Raw genomic sequence first — 14440 nt, forward strand, 5'->3', positions numbered from 1 at the left:
TTGAAAAATATCGATTTTATTCAAAAAGAGATTTTTTTAGATACTTTTGATGTGATTGCTTTTATCCTTGATTTTTTAGAACAAGATGTCAATAAAATCATAGAAAAGGTGGATATCCCCACATTTTACCTTCTTGATTCTTATCACTTAATCTCCTTGGTTTTAAGAGCAAAAAGAAATATATTTTTAGAGTATGATGCTCATATTTCAGAAGAGGCTTTGAATGATTTAGAAATTACCGTAAAAAACTCTAATCTATTTTTGGCTTCAATTGGCTTTGAAAGTTCACTCTTTATGAAAGAGCAAACACCAAATACGACACATAACTTTGAACCAGAATTAATCTTACATGAAAAAGAGAATATCTACACGATTCAACCTCAAGTGCTTTTTTTTAAAGATTCATTAAAAATGGTGTGTGAAGATATTTTTTATACCCACATAGACATATCCGATATGAATTTAGTTTTTAATAAAAAAATTGATTCAAAAAAATGTACAAACTGTTCTGATTGTATCATCGCTTGTCCTACTTCAGCACTTTTTCATAACACTGCTCAAGACACCATCTCGTTTCAAAGTGGAAACTGTATTGGGTGCCAAATTTGTGAAGATGTGTGTCAAACTGCGGCAATTACAAAGAGCAATAGCCTCAATTTAATTGAGTATATGTTTAATAAAACAGAAAAGTTGGTCACTTTTAAGCAATCATTTCATGAAGAAAAAGATGCCTAAAATTTTATATAAACAAAATTTTGATAGAATACAAAAAATATAAAGGAAATGCAATGAAATTTAGTGGAACAAATGTACTCATAACGGGTGCAAGTCGGGGAATTGGTGCTCAAATTGCAAAAATTTTAGCATCTTATGGTTTAAAAGTATGGATTAACTACCGAAGTGGTGCAGATGAAGCTTTAAAAGTAAAAGAAGAGATAGAAGCAGCTGGGGGAAAAGCAGCTGTTATTCAAGCAGATGTAACCAAAGAAGAGGAATTTGTTGCAGCAGTTAAAGTTATTGTTGAATCAGATGGAGAACTTGCCTACCTTGTAAACAATGCAGGAATTACAAAAGATAAATTGGCATTACGAATGTCAGTAGATGATTTTACAGATGTGATTACTGCAAATTTAACCTCTGCTTTTATTGGGTGTAAAGAAGCTTTAAAAACCATGAGTAAAAAGAAATTTGGTTCAGTCGTAAATATCTCTTCTATTGTAGGAGAGATGGGAAATCCTGGACAAACGAACTATTCAGCTTCAAAAGGTGGATTAAATGCCATGACAAAATCATTTGCAAAAGAGGCCGCTTCAAGAGGAATCCGATACAATGCAGTAACCCCTGGATTTATCCAAACAGATATGACGCATGAGTTAAAAGAAGAAGTCAAAGCAGAGTATGAAAAAAACATTCCATTGAAAAGATTTGGTAATCCCAGTGAAGTTGCAGAAGCCGTTGCTTTCCTTTTAAGTGACAGTTCTAGTTACATTACAGGCGAGGTTTTAAAAGTTAATGGGGGACTCTACGTATAGTTTTATATTTATAAAAGAATATTTAAAATCTTTTTAGGTATAATTGCAAGACAATTTTTTAAAAGGAAAGAAAATGGCATTATTAGATGATGTAAAAGAAGTAGTAGTTGAGCAATTAGATTGCGATCCAGCTGAAGTTAAAGAAGAATCAAAATTCATTGAAGATTTAGGTGCAGATTCACTAGATGTTGTTGAATTGGTTATGGCTTTAGAAGAAAAATTCGATATCGAAATCCCTGATGAAGATGCTGAAAAAATTCTAACTGTTGGTGACGCAATCAACTACGTTGAAAATCATTCATAATTTAAATTAAAAAGTCAGTATAACTGACTTTTTATTTAAAGTATTGAGTTTTTTATCAATCGTCCTGTCAAATAGCAGAGAAAATTGAATAATTTAAATAATAATATAATATGGAGCATAAATTAATGAGAAGAGTAGTTATAACTGGTATTGGTACTATTAATTCTGTTGGACACAATGTTGAAGATTCATTTAAAGCAGTCGTAAATGGAGAGTGTGGAATTGATATAATTTCACTTTTTGATGCCAGTGAATACCCTGTTCAAATTGCAGGAGAGGTAAAAGATTTTGATCCAACAACAGTTATGGATAAAAAAGAGGTTAAAAAAGCAGACAGATTTATTCAACTTGGATTAAAAGCCGCCAACGAAGCAATGATGGATTCTGGATATATCTCTCAAGATCAAAAAAAAGTAGATGACTCAGTTTCAGAAAGATTTGGAATGATTTCAGCTTCTGGAATTGGTGGTTTATCAACAATTGAAAAAAATTCAGTGGCGTGTGAAACAAGAGGTCCTAGAAAAATATCTCCATTTTTTATTCCATCTTCTTTGGTCAATATGCTGGGGGGATTTATCTCTATTGAACATGGATTAAAAGGTCCAAGTTTATCTCATGTAACTGCTTGTGCTGCTTCAACTCATGCTATTGCAGATGCAGTTAAAACCATTATTTTAGGTGGTGCAGACCAAATTTTGGTTGTTGGTGCTGAAAGTGCTATTTGTGGAGCAGGTGTTGGTGGATTTGCCGCGATGAAAGCGTTAAGTGCAAGAAATGACGATCCTAAAACATCTTCAAGACCTTTTGATACAGACAGAGATGGATTTGTAATGGGAGAAGGTGCTGGTGCACTTGTATTAGAAACATTGGATTCAGCACTGGCAAGAGGTGCAAAAATTTATGCAGAAGTGATTGGATTTGGAGAAAGCGGTGATGCAAACCATATTACAGCTCCTGTTATGGATGGTCCTTTAAGAGCTATGAAAGCGGCTTTAGATATGGCAAAAAGAATCACAGGTGAAGATGTTAAAGTTGATTATATCAATGCACATGGAACTTCAACTCCTGTGGGTGATATGAATGAAACAGCTGCCATGAAAGAAGTTATTTGAAGGTCTGAAACTTGTCCTCCTATATCTTCTACAAAAGGTCAAATTGGTCACTGTTTAGGTGCAGCAGGTGCTATTGAAGCAATTTTTACAATCAAAGCACTGAATGAAGGTATCATTCCTCCAACCATTAATATTATTAACCAAGACCCTAAATGCGATTTAGATTATGTACCAAATGTTGCTAGAAAAGTAGAATTAACAACGGTTATGAGTAATAACTTTGGTTTTGGTGGAACCAACGGTTCTGTTATTTTTAGAAAATACAACTAATATTATAAAACTATCTTAAGGGGTGTTAACCCCCTTTTTTTTAAAGGAAAACATTGGCAACTTATCTACCATTTGAAGAGAAACTAAAAAATATAGAAGAAGAAATCATAGTTGCAAAATCTAAGGGTGATGAGCATGCTGCTGAAATACTCAAAGCAAAATTTGATAAAGAAGTAGAAAAAACATTCAAAAACTTAAGTGATTATCAAAAACTTCAACTGGCACGTCACCCTGACAGACCTTATGCACTGGATTATATTCGAACTTTATTAACAGACTCATATGAAATTCATGGAGACAGACATTTCAGTGATGACAGCGCAATTATCTGTTACATTGGTTATATCGGAAATGAAAAAGTCATGGTCATTGGTGAACAAAAAGGTAGAGGAACCAAAAATAAACTCAAAAGAAACTTTGGTATGCCCAATCCAGAAGGATACAGAAAAGCACTCAGATGTGCAAAAATGGCCGAAAAATTTAATCTTCCTATTTTAATGCTAGTAGACACTCCCGGTGCATATCCTGGTATTGGTGCAGAAGAGAGAAATCAAAGTGAAGCGATTGCAACAAACTTATATGAATTCTCTGACTTAAATACCATTACCATCTCTGTTGTTATTGGAGAAGGTGGTTCTGGTGGTGCATTGGCTATTTCTATTGCAGATAAACTGGCCATGATGAGATACTCTGTTTATGCCGTTATTTCGCCAGAAGGGTGTGCCGCTATTTTATGGAATGACCCTGCTCAAGCTGAAACAGCTGCCAATGCCTTAAAGATTACAGCAGAAGCACTTAAAGATTTAAATTTGATTGATGATGTAATTAATGAACCTCTTGTAGGTGGTCACAGAAGAAAAGAAGAAGCATGCAGAGCTTTAGGGGATTACTTCTTAACGCAATTAAAAGAGTTACGAAAATTAACTCCTGAGCAACGATATGAAAAAAGATACGAAAAACTTATGAAACTGGGTCAATTCAGCGAATAATATACCCATCTAACGGGTAACAAGTTTAACTTGTTACACCGTCTCCTTACAAACCAATCTTCCCACTCTTTCCCCGGCTAATATATGAAAATGCAAATGGTGAACCTCTTGTCCCCCATCCTCTTTAATATTTGTAATCAAACGATAGCCATTCTCTCTTATATTCAATTTTGATGCAATTTTATGAATAAATTCTGTCATCTCCGCCATAATCTTTGGAGGAATAACATCAAATGAATCATAGTGCTCTTTAGGAATAACTAAAACATGAATTTTACAAGCGGGGTTAATATCTTCAAATGCCAAGAAATTTTCATTTTCAAGTACCGTTCTGTTTGGTATCTCTCCATTGACAATTTTACAAAAAATACACATTTTATTTCCTCCATTTTTAACTCTAAAATATTATAACCAAACTCTAATAAAATTTTGAGTACAATAGCAAATTTTAACAAGAAAAATAGTATTAAAACAATGGAGAGATGTATTGAAAGAGTGGCTTGATAAAATCGAAAATGCTGATTGTCTTGAAACACTGGAAAACCTAAGAGTTGAAACTTTAGGGAAAAAAGGTGTCTTAACATTGGAGTTTGCAAAATTAAAAGATATTCCAAATGAACAGAAGAAAGCGTTTGCACAAAACTTAAATGAACAAAAAGCTGAAATAACAACAGCAATTGATAGCAAAAAAGAGATTTTAGAACACGTTGCTTTGGATAAAAAACTGGAATAAGAAAAAATTGATGTAACAAAGTTTAACAATGAGTTATCATGTGGTGCAGTGCACCCAGTGTCATGTATACCATGGACAGAGTAATTACCTATTTTCAAAACTTAAATTTTGCCGTAGAAGAAGGACCTTTGGTTGAAGATGATTTTCACAACTTTGAAGCATTGAATTTACCTAAATATCATCCAGCCAGAGATATGCAAGACACTTTTTATAATAAAGATTATACCCTTTTAAGAACGCATACTTCTCCCGTACAAATCAGAACCATGTTGGCACAAAAACCTCCTATTCGAATGATTGCCCCTGGAACCGTTTTTAGAAGAGATTTTGATATGACACATACCCCAATGTTTAACCAAGTTGAAGGATTGGTAGTTGACGGTGCAGATAAAATATCATTCGCCAATTTAAAACATGTCTTGGAAGAGTTTTTACGCCATATGTTTGGAGATGTTGATGTTCGATTCAGACCCTCATTTTTCCCTTTTACAGAACCTTCAGCAGAAGTAGATATCTCATGTGTCTTCTGTAAAGGTAAAGGGTGTCGCGTATGTTCACACACAGGATGGATTGAAATTCTGGGATGTGGAATTGTGGATGAAAATGTATTTAAAGCAGTAGGTTACGACGAAGTATCGGGTTATGCTTTTGGAATGGGTATTGAGAGAATTGCTATGCTCACACATGATATTTCAGATTTACGATCGCTTTTTGAAGGTGATTTAAGATTATTAGGACAATTTAAATGATAGTTACAAGAAGTTGGTTACAAGAATTTATTGACATATCAAATATATCTACAGATGAGATTTGCAAAACTTTAAACTCCATTGGATTAGAAGTTGATAGTACGTTAACGAACAAAGAATACCTTCTAAGGTGTTGTTGTAGGAAAAGTTTTAGAAAAAGTCAAACACCCAGATGCAGATAAATTAAATATTTGTCAAGTTGATTTTGGCAATGAAATTGTTCAAATTGTTTGTGGTGCAAAAAATGTGGATGCCGGCCAATTTGTTCCTGTTGCAACAGTGGGTTGTACTTTAGGTGAAGGTTTTAAAATCAAAGCGGCAAAACTAAGAGGTGTAGATTCAAATGGAATGATTTGTTCAACAACTGAGATTGGTTTACCTAAACTAAATGATGGCATTTTAGAACTTAGATGAATCCATTGGTAAATTAGATTTTAGGAAAAGAGTTAAGCCAATACCCACTGTTAAATGATGATATTATTGAAATAGAGTTAACAGCAAACCGAGGAGATTGTTTAAGTATCAATGGAATTGCCAGAGAACTCTCAACGTGTTTTAAACTGCCAATGCATGAAGAAGAGAAACATTTACTCTACAATGATTTTGGAATTGGGCAAGTTTTAGAAGTAGATACACAAAACAATATCGACGCCTCATTGGTCTTTAAAGCCGTTGATTTCAGTGAATTTGCACTTCCAGCTCTACAAAAAGTCAGAACTGCTTTAATTGATCAATATACAGAAAGTGATACCATTAGTTGATACTTTAACATATACGTCCCATACTACAGGTGTTATTTTAAATGCTTACCCCAAAATGCTGAAACAGAAAATAAAGGCGATTTATCACTTCTTCATATCAAAAAAGATTCAAACGGTTTTGATTGTGTTTATGGAAAAGAGCTTTTAAGTACCATTGGTGTTAAAAACAATATATCAACAAAACAAGAAGATGTTTTTATTTTAGAAGCCAGTTACGTTGAACCCGATTTAATTTCAAAAAAAGTATTTGAAACCAAAATCAAAACAGGTGATGTTTTTTATAAAAGTTCAAGAGGAAGTGAGCCAAATATCAAAGGTGGAATTGATTATATTACCACAATGATTTCAAAATTTGGTGCAAAAGTTTTTGCAGGAAGTGAAACCTTTATTGATGACAAAGAACAAATTGTTTTAGATATTTGCACCGATAAAGTCAACGCCATTATTGGTCAAGATATTCCAAAAGCACACATTGATACCATTTTAAATTCATTGGGATTTGAAGTCAAAGATGGAGGTACAGGGGTATTATCCATTAAAATTCCTCTCTTCAGACACGACATTAAAAACATTGCAGATGTCACTGAAGAGATTGTAAGAATTATTGGTATTGATAATATTCAATCAAAACCTTTGGCAATTGATGAAGTAAATAGAAGCAACAAAACATCAAAAGCCTTACTGAAAAAAAATCGACTCAGAGCCAAAGCCATTGCCAATGGTTTTTTTGAAGCAGTAACCTATATTTTTTCATCAAAAGAGAATTTAGAAAAATATGGTTTTGAAACCATAATAGACTCAAGAGAGCTAGATTTATTAAACCCTATTACAAAAGAGTTAGATACGTTTAGAACAACCTCTCTTTCACTAAATCTTATTGAAGCTTCTTCATACAATTTTAAATTGGGATTTAAAAAAGTCGCACTCTTTGAAATTGGAACTGTCTTTGATAAACAAAGAGAAGAGTTTAAAAAACTCTCATTTGTCTACTCTGGAGATAAAGAACAAGAGGATTTTTCCAATGCAGGAAAACCACACAATTTGACTTTTTTTGAGTTTGCACAAAAAGTTTTAAATGTTGTTGGTAAATTTGAATTTGTTCCCATGGAAGCAATGTCTCAAATGACTTAATTCACCCATATCAAAGTGGGAATGTAATTGTTGATGGTAAAAGTGTAGGTTATATTTCAAAACTTCATCCAAGTGTCGCTTCTGATTATGATTTACGTGATTCATTTATTGCTGAGATTGATTTTGATGCGATTAAAAATGATTTAATCAAAGGACCGCTTCATACTCTAAATTTCAAGCATCTAAAAAAGATTTAAGTATTATTGTTCCAAAATGATATGGATTTTACAGAACCATTAAAAACTGTATTGCTGCACTCTTTAGAAAATAATACCATTAAACAATTTAACTTAGTTGATATCTATAGTGATGAAAAGTTAGGAGAAAATGAGAGTTTAACTATTAGATTTGTTTTACAAAATGATGAAAAAACACTTAGATGAAGAAGATATTACAACTGCAATGAATACTATTTTAGAACAATTCCAAAACGATTTATCGGTCGGTATTAGAGTTTAAAAAAGACTAAAGTGGAAACATTTGAAAATTGAAAAATTAGTTAAACCTTTTAACATTGAAATTAATGACATTGCAAGTGATAAATCAATATCACATCGTTGTGCAATGTTTTCACTATTTTCTAAGTGACCAAACTTCACACATTAAAAATTTTTTAACCGCAGAAGATACTCTCAATACTTTAAGTATAGTTGAGCAATTAGGTGCAACAATACACAGAGTGGGAGGTGAGGTAAGTATCACACCAACGGCAAAATTGCAAGAACCCAAAAATGTCTTAGATTGTGGAAATTCAGGAACAGCCATGAGACTGTTTTGTGGGTTTCTATCCTCTGTTGAGGGCGCATTTACCCTTGTGGGTGATAAATATTTACACGAAAGACCCATGAAAAGAGTGGCTGATCCACTGAGAAGTATTGGTGCAAAAATTGATGGACGAGAAGAGGGAAATAAAGCGCCTCTTTTTATTCGTGGTTCAAAATTAAATGCCTTTGAATACGTTTCACCTGTTGATTCAGCACAAGTTAAATCAGCAATGATTCTAGCAGCACTAAGAGCCAGTGGTGTTTCAAAATATAAAGAAAATGAACTAACCCGTGATCACACAGAAAGAATGTTAAAAGGTATGGGAGCACATATAGAAACAAATGATGAGGGAGTTATAAAAATCCATCCTTTATCTGAAGGACATTTAAAACCACTAAATATTACAGTTCCAACCGATCCATGTTCGGCATTTTTCTTTGCACTTGCCGCTGCAATTACCCCTCATTCAAGAGTGTAACCATTAAAAATGTTACACTTAATCCTACGAGAATTGAAGCATACAGAGTTTTGAAAAGAATGGGTGCGGATATAATCTTTATAGAAAAAGAGAATGTTTATGAACCTATTGGAGATATTATTGTCAAACATAAAGAACTAAATGGGGTAAATGTGGTTGAAGATAATATCTCTTGGCTTATTGATGAACTCCCTGCACTTTAAGCATTGCTATGTCTTTTGCAAATGGAACGTCAATAGTCAGCAATGCCAAAGAGTTACGGGTTAAAGAGTGTGATAGAATTAAATCTGTTGTTTCAAAACCTTGAAATCTCTGTGGTGTGACGTATACTGAGTTTGAAGATGGCTATGAAATCATAGGTGGAACAATAACTCAAAAGTGCCACTATAGACTCTCATGGAGATCATAGAATTGCAATGAGTTTTGCTATTGCTGGTACTTGTATGTGATATGGAAATAAATGATACTGATTGTATTTTAACTTCATTTCCAAATTTTAAAGAACTGCTTGACTCTATAAATTAACAAAAGGATTAAGGCGCTTTGGTCTCCTTCTTCCTTTTTTATAAAAGGATATAATTGCTTGGGGTTTTGGATGAAAGTAAAATTAGCTTCAAGCTATGGTTTTTGTTTTGGTGTAAAAAGAGCAATAAAAATTGCAGAAAAGTATGAAAATTCAGCAACAATGGGACCACTGATTCATAATCAAAATGAAATCGATAGACTAAAAAACGACTATAATGTGGGTTTATATAACACCCTAAGAGATGTTAAACCCAAAGATACCGTTATCATTAGAACTCATGGTATTCCCAAAGATGATTTAAAAGAATTCAAACAAAAAGATGCAAAAGTTATAAATGCAACTTGTCCTTTTGTGACTACACCTCAACAAATAGTAAAAAAGATGTCAAATGAGAAATACAGCATTCTAATTTTTGGAGATGAAGACCATCCAGAAGTTAAAGGGGTAAAATCTTACGGTGAGGACCAAGATGATGTTCATGTTGTTTTAACGGTGGCTGATTTAGATGAGATTTAAACGTTTAAATATGATCACATTGCCACTGTTGCACAAACCACTAAAGAAAAAGAGATCTATTTAGAAATAGTCAATAAGCTTTGATTTTAAAAAACAAAGAAGTGCGCGTTTTTAATACCATTTGTGATGCAACATTTGAGAATCAAGATGCAGCAAGAGAGATCTCAAAAGAGGTGGATATTATGATTGTCATTGGGGGAAAAACTCATCCAATACCAAACAACTTCACTCCATTTGTTTGGAAAATTGCGCAGACAGCTATTTAATAGAAAATAAAAATGAATTACAAAATAAATGGTTTGAAAAAAAAGCCATATGTGGCATTACAGCGGGTGCCTCTACCCCTGATTGGATTATTCAAGAAGTGGTTAATGAAATAGATAAACTGTAAATTTAATTCTTTAAGAAAACATTAGATATAATCAACGGATTTAATAAAAAATAACGGCTAATACGAAGGAAAAATATGGGTATCGAAGATATTGAAATTGGTGAAGACTTTGATTTTGAGCAAATGCTCAATGAGTCTTTCGAAAATAGTGAAAACAACTCGGTGGTTGATGGTGTAATTGTTGAAATTACAGGTGATAGTGTTCTTGTTGATGTAGGACAAAAAGTGGAAGGAAGACTTCCTCTTTCTGAAATCACAATCGGTGGTGAAGTTCAATTCAAAGCTGGGGATCATTCTTCCCGTTATGTTAACGGGAAACAGAGGTGAAAGACCAACTATTTCTCATAGAAAAGTTTTACAAAAAGTAAAATTTGATGACTTTGTAAAAGCGCATGGTGAGAATGTTGAAGATGTTACCATTGAAGGTAAAATTACTGCCGTTAAAAAACAGAGGTGGATTTTTTAGTTGAAGATGATACTGGATTTGAATATTTTATGCCAATGGCGCAATCTTATCTGAAAGCAACTCACGGGGCAGTTGGTAAAAAAGTCAAAGCAAAAGTTTTAAAAATCAATGAAGCTCAAAACTCTATTATTATTTCTAGAAAAAAATTGATTGAAGACAGCAAACAAGAAAAAGATTCAAAAGTAACAGATATTTTGGAAAAAAACGAGCCAGTAAATGGTATCGTTAAAAAAATCACTTCTTATGGTATGTTTATTGATTTAGGTGGAATTGATGGTTTTGTTAACTACAATGAAATATCTTATAAAGGTCCTGTTAATCCAGCAAATTACTACGATGAAGGGGATGAAGTTTCTGTTATTGTATTATCTTATGATAAAGCGAAACAACATTTATCTCTGTCAATTAAAGCTGCTCTTCCAAATCCTTGGGAAGAGATTAAAGATGAATTAGAAGTAGGAGATGCGATTACCGTTACTGTTTCTAACTTCGAATCTTATGGTGCATTTGTTGATTTAGGAAATGACATTGAAGGATTACTTCATGTTTCAGAAATCTCTTGGAATAAAAATTTAAAAAATCCAAAAGATGTATTGACTTTAGGTGATGAAATTAATGTTGAAGTCATTGAACTGAATGTTGAGAAAAAAAGATTAAGAGTTTCATTAAAAAATCTTCAAGAAAAACCATTTACAAAATTTACCAAAGAGCACAATGTGGGTGATCTTGTTAAAGGTAAAATTGCAACCATTACTGACTTTGGTGCATTTGTTACTATTGGTGAAGTTGATGGATTATTACACAATGAAGAAGCGTCTTGGGATAACAATGCAAAATGTAAAACACTTTATAAAAAAGGTGATGAAGTTGAAGCTAAAATCATTAAAATCGACAAAGAAAAAGAAAACATCTCTCTATCAGTTAAAGAGATTTCTGATTCTCCAGCAAAAGCATTTGAAAAAAACATGCCATTGGTGACATCGTAAAAGGTGCTGTCAAAGATAATAAAGATTTTGGTCTTTTCATTAAATTAGATGACAACTTAGATGGTCTAATTAGAAAAGAAGACTTTGGTCCTTTAAATGTAGAAGATATTAAAGTTGGCGATGAATTTGAAGCGGTCGTAGTAAATATTGACACGAAGAAAAATAGAGTAAGATTATCTATTAAAAGGTTAGAGCAATCAACAAGAAAGAGAAACTTTAAAAGCGGTTAATGATGATTCTTCAATGACTTTAGGTGATATTACTTAAAGACCAAATTAAATAATTCGAGGATTTGTAGTAAAATGAGTAAACATACAATCGTAGTTTGTGATCACATTCATGAAGATGGTTTAAATATTTTACAAACTACTGAAGATATTAACTATGTATACGCAGCAGACATTGATAAAACAGCACTTTTAGATGTTATTAAAGATGCAGATGTTGCCATTACAAGAAGTTCTACAGATGTTGATGAAAAGTTTTTAAACGCAGCAACTAATCTAAAAGCCATTATTCGAGCAGGTGTAGGTTATGATAACGTAGATATGGAAGGTTGTAGCAAAAGAGGAATCATTGCTATGAATGTTCCAACTGCAAATACAATCGCGGCCGTTGAACTGACAATGACGCATATGCTCTCTTGCATGAGAAAATTTCCCTATGCACACAATCAACTCAAACTTGACAGAGTTTGGAAAAGAGAAGATTGGTATGGAATTGAGCTTTGTGGTAAAAAATTGGGTGTTATTGGTTTTGGTAACATTGGACATAGAGTTGCACTTCGAGCCAAATCTTTTGAAATGGACGTTGTAACATACGATCCGTACATCCCTTCAACTAAAGCAACAGATTTAGGCATAACGTACACAACAAATTTTGATGACATATTGTCTTGTGACATTATTACCATTCATACACCAAAAAACAAAGAGACTATTGATATGATTGGTGAAGAAGAAATTGCTAAAATGAAAGATGGTGTTATTTTAATCAACTGTGCAAGAGGTGGTTTATACAACGAAGAGGCACTAGTTACAACAATCTTAAAAGTGGTAAAATTGCCATGGCAGGTATTGATGTTTTTACTAAAGAGCCTGCAACAGCTAATCCTTTATTAGACTTAGAAAATATTACCGTAACTGCTCACTTAGGGGCAAATACAAAAGAGTCTCAAAGAGAAATTTCTCGACAAGCAGCCAACAATGCCATTGAATCTGCACGTGGAATTGCTTACCCTAATGCCTTGAATCTTCCAATAGATGAGAGTAAAATTCCTGCATTTGTTAAGCCCTATATTGAATTGACTCAAAAGATGGCATTTTTATTGGCACAAATCAGTAAAAGTGAAATTCGTTCAATCAATATTTCAGCTGAAGGCAAAATTTCTGAATATTTAGACTCTTTACAAACATTTGCGACCGTTGGTGTTTTAGCAGTAAGTTCTGGAAGTGAAGTCAATTATGTCAATGCAAATTTTATTGCAAAAGAGAAAGGCATAGAGTTAACTATGTCAGAACTGTCAAATCTCAGTGGATACCAAAATAAAGTTTCTATCAAAATTACTACACCTAAAGGCGTAAATACAATTTCTGGAACTGTATTTGATGAAGATGTTCAAAAAATTGTAGAGCTAAATGGATTTGACTTTGATATTGAACCAAAAGGTAAAATGATTATCATGAGAAATACAGACATTCCTGGCGTGATTGGGGAAGTAGGTAAACTTTTAGGTGATAATAAAATTAATATCTCTGACTTTAGACTCTCAAGAGGAAAAGATGGCGCATTAGCAGTTATCTTATTAGATGAATCATAACCAAGTTCAGATATATTAAAACAACTCGGTAATTTAGAAGCTGCAATTGCAGTTGCATATGCTGAAATTTAAGGAGAAAATATGGCAATTGGTATGAGTGAATTAAAAAAGGGATTAAAAATCGAAGTCGATGGTGTTCCTTACAAAATTACTGAGTATCAACATGTAAAACCGGGTAAAGGGGCTGCATTTGTTAGATGTAAAATTAAGTCATTTTTAAATGGAAAAGTCATTGAAAAGACTTTCCATGCAGGTGATAAATGTGAAGTTCCAGACTTACAACAAAAACAGATGCAATTCTTATACGATGATGGTGAACTGTTGCAATTTATGGATGCAACACAACTTATGAACAAGATGGTTTAACATATGACCAAGTAGGTGATGCTTTTGAATGGATTATTGATGGGATGAGTGTTGATATGATGTTTTATAATGGAAAAGCTATTACTGTTGAACCTCCAATGCAACTGTTGAACTTAAAATCGTTGAAACTCCACCTAACTTTAAAGGGGACTCTCAAGGTGGTAAAAAACCTGCTACGTTAGAATCAGGTGGGCGTTGTTCAAATTCCTTTTCACCTAGTTGAAGGGGATATTATCAAAGTGATACAAAAACAGGTGAATACCTAGAAAAAGTTAAATAAAACTATAAATCTTTATCGCTATAAACTGCGATAGAGATTTCTTTTCTTCAGTCACTGACACTTTGTCAGCTCCTTCATCAAAAAAAACTCTCTCTTGTTTCTATCGATAAATATTCACAGTTTAATGATATTAAAGATTCACATCATCCAAAAGATGGCTTATTAATGATTATCATAGGAATTGGATTAGGTGTTATATTAGTTTGTTTTTTATTTTTTTTTTTTTGTTGAAATTTTTTTCTAAAAAAAATTTTGGTTGAAAAAAA

10 protein-coding genes and 7 pseudogenes are annotated in these 14440 nt (G+C 33.0%); 16 read left to right on the forward strand and 1 reads right to left on the reverse strand.

Features of this window, described 5'->3' with window-relative positions:
- From ACNI3C_RS02355 to accA, 5 genes and pseudogenes are all read left to right on the forward strand, one after another.
- Entirely contained in the window at nucleotides 1-735 is a 735-nt protein-coding gene (locus ACNI3C_RS02355) for a 4Fe-4S dicluster domain-containing protein (protein ID WP_419770657.1), read from the forward strand.
- A 53-nt stretch (nucleotides 736-788) separates the two neighbouring features.
- Complete coding sequence (fabG, locus tag ACNI3C_RS02360) at nucleotides 789-1532, forward strand: 3-oxoacyl-ACP reductase FabG (RefSeq protein ID WP_419770658.1); 744 nt, start codon at nucleotides 789-791, stop codon at nucleotides 1530-1532.
- A 73-nt stretch (nucleotides 1533-1605) separates the two neighbouring features.
- Nucleotides 1606-1836: an acyl carrier protein gene (gene acpP, locus ACNI3C_RS02365; RefSeq protein WP_419770659.1), complete on the forward strand. Its 231-nt coding sequence runs from the start codon at nucleotides 1606-1608 to the stop codon at nucleotides 1834-1836.
- A 125-nt stretch (nucleotides 1837-1961) separates the two neighbouring features.
- Nucleotides 1962-3218, forward strand: a pseudogene (locus ACNI3C_RS02370) (beta-ketoacyl-ACP synthase II).
- A gap of 53 nt (nucleotides 3219-3271) precedes the next feature.
- On the forward strand, nucleotides 3272-4207 hold the full coding sequence (accA, locus tag ACNI3C_RS02375) for an acetyl-CoA carboxylase carboxyl transferase subunit alpha (protein WP_419770660.1): 936 nt from the start codon (nucleotides 3272-3274) through the stop codon (nucleotides 4205-4207).
- Between the two features lie 33 nt (nucleotides 4208-4240).
- On the opposite strand, the gene ACNI3C_RS02380 is transcribed toward accA, so the two are convergent.
- Nucleotides 4241-4582 (reverse strand): histidine triad nucleotide-binding protein, encoded by a 342-nt coding sequence (locus tag ACNI3C_RS02380; RefSeq protein ID WP_419770661.1) that lies wholly within the window; start codon nucleotides 4580-4582, stop codon nucleotides 4241-4243.
- A gap of 112 nt (nucleotides 4583-4694) precedes the next feature.
- Here ACNI3C_RS02380 and pheS point away from each other — a divergent pair.
- The 11 genes and pseudogenes from pheS (at nucleotide 4695) to efp (ending at nucleotide 14174) form a co-directional block, all read left to right on the forward strand.
- Nucleotides 4695-5689, forward strand: a pseudogene (gene pheS / locus ACNI3C_RS02385) (phenylalanine--tRNA ligase subunit alpha).
- A 189-nt stretch (nucleotides 5690-5878) separates the two neighbouring features.
- Nucleotides 5879-6103 (forward strand): YtpR family tRNA-binding protein, encoded by a 225-nt coding sequence (gene ytpR, locus ACNI3C_RS02390; protein WP_419771470.1) that lies wholly within the window; start codon nucleotides 5879-5881, stop codon nucleotides 6101-6103.
- Between the two features lie 152 nt (nucleotides 6104-6255).
- Entirely contained in the window at nucleotides 6256-6450 is a 195-nt protein-coding gene (locus ACNI3C_RS02395; RefSeq protein WP_419770662.1) for a hypothetical protein, read from the forward strand.
- A 339-nt stretch (nucleotides 6451-6789) separates the two neighbouring features.
- Nucleotides 6790-7581: a phenylalanine--tRNA ligase subunit beta gene (locus tag ACNI3C_RS02400; RefSeq protein ID WP_419770663.1), complete on the forward strand. Its 792-nt coding sequence runs from the start codon at nucleotides 6790-6792 to the stop codon at nucleotides 7579-7581.
- A gap of 26 nt (nucleotides 7582-7607) precedes the next feature.
- Nucleotides 7608-7778, forward strand: a complete 171-nt coding sequence (locus ACNI3C_RS02405) for a hypothetical protein (RefSeq protein ID WP_419771471.1) — start codon at nucleotides 7608-7610, stop codon at nucleotides 7776-7778.
- Between the two features lie 21 nt (nucleotides 7779-7799).
- The gene (locus ACNI3C_RS02410; RefSeq protein ID WP_419770664.1) at nucleotides 7800-7964 is read left to right on the forward strand and encodes a phenylalanine--tRNA ligase subunit beta-related protein; all 165 of its coding nucleotides are present in this window, start codon (nucleotides 7800-7802) and stop codon (nucleotides 7962-7964) included.
- 97 nt (nucleotides 7965-8061) lie between these two features.
- Nucleotides 8062-9349: pseudogene (gene aroA, locus ACNI3C_RS02415) on the forward strand (3-phosphoshikimate 1-carboxyvinyltransferase).
- Between the two features lie 70 nt (nucleotides 9350-9419).
- Nucleotides 9420-10257 (forward strand): annotated as a pseudogene (locus tag ACNI3C_RS02420) (4-hydroxy-3-methylbut-2-enyl diphosphate reductase).
- 75 nt (nucleotides 10258-10332) lie between these two features.
- Nucleotides 10333-11992 (forward strand): annotated as a pseudogene (locus ACNI3C_RS02425) (30S ribosomal protein S1).
- 19 nt (nucleotides 11993-12011) lie between these two features.
- A pseudogene (serA, locus tag ACNI3C_RS02430) lies at nucleotides 12012-13600 on the forward strand (phosphoglycerate dehydrogenase).
- 9 nt (nucleotides 13601-13609) lie between these two features.
- Nucleotides 13610-14174 (forward strand): annotated as a pseudogene (efp, locus tag ACNI3C_RS02435) (elongation factor P).
- Nucleotides 14175-14440: the final 266 nt, after the last annotated feature.

This window comes from Marinarcus sediminis (SeqCode), from assembly GCF_048571275.1.
Taxonomy (GTDB): domain Bacteria; phylum Campylobacterota; class Campylobacteria; order Campylobacterales; family Arcobacteraceae; genus Marinarcus; species Marinarcus sediminis.